This is a genomic window from Tabrizicola sp. YIM 78059 (assembly GCF_004959785.1).
Classification (GTDB): domain Bacteria; phylum Pseudomonadota; class Alphaproteobacteria; order Rhodobacterales; family Rhodobacteraceae; genus Tabrizicola; species Tabrizicola caldifontis.
Genome location: NZ_SJZH01000079.1, coordinates 1 through 363, shown reverse-complemented (window position 1 = coordinate 363; position 363 = coordinate 1). Strand labels below are relative to the sequence as shown.

General features: G+C 75.2%; 1 protein-coding gene. It reads left to right on the top strand.

Annotated features, from left to right (window positions below; all coding sequences use genetic code 11):
* A partial coding sequence (locus EZM81_RS18125; RefSeq protein ID WP_371685777.1) for a calcium-binding protein occupies window positions 1-363 on the top strand: 363 nt, incomplete at both ends.

Sequence of the window (363 nt, the reverse complement as noted above, 5' to 3'; positions counted from 1 at the left end):
GGGGGGCCGGGTCTGACGTGCTGGACGGCGGCGCGGGGTCGGACTGGGCAAGCTGGGCCGGCACGACCGCAGCCCTGCGGGTCGATCTGGAGGATGCGTCACGGAACACGGGGGCAGCTGCGGCGAAGGTGCTGATCTCGGTCGAGAACGTGATCGGGGGCACGGGGGCGGACACGCTTCTGGGCGACGGGGGCGCGAACGGGCTGATCGGGGGCGCGGGCAATGACCGGCTCGAGGGGCGGGGAGGCGATGACACGCTGTACGGCGGCGCGGGCAACGACTGGCTGGACGGCGGCGCCGGGGACGACCGGCTGGAGGGCGGGGATGGCGCCGACACGCTGTATGGCGGGGCGGGGTCGGACG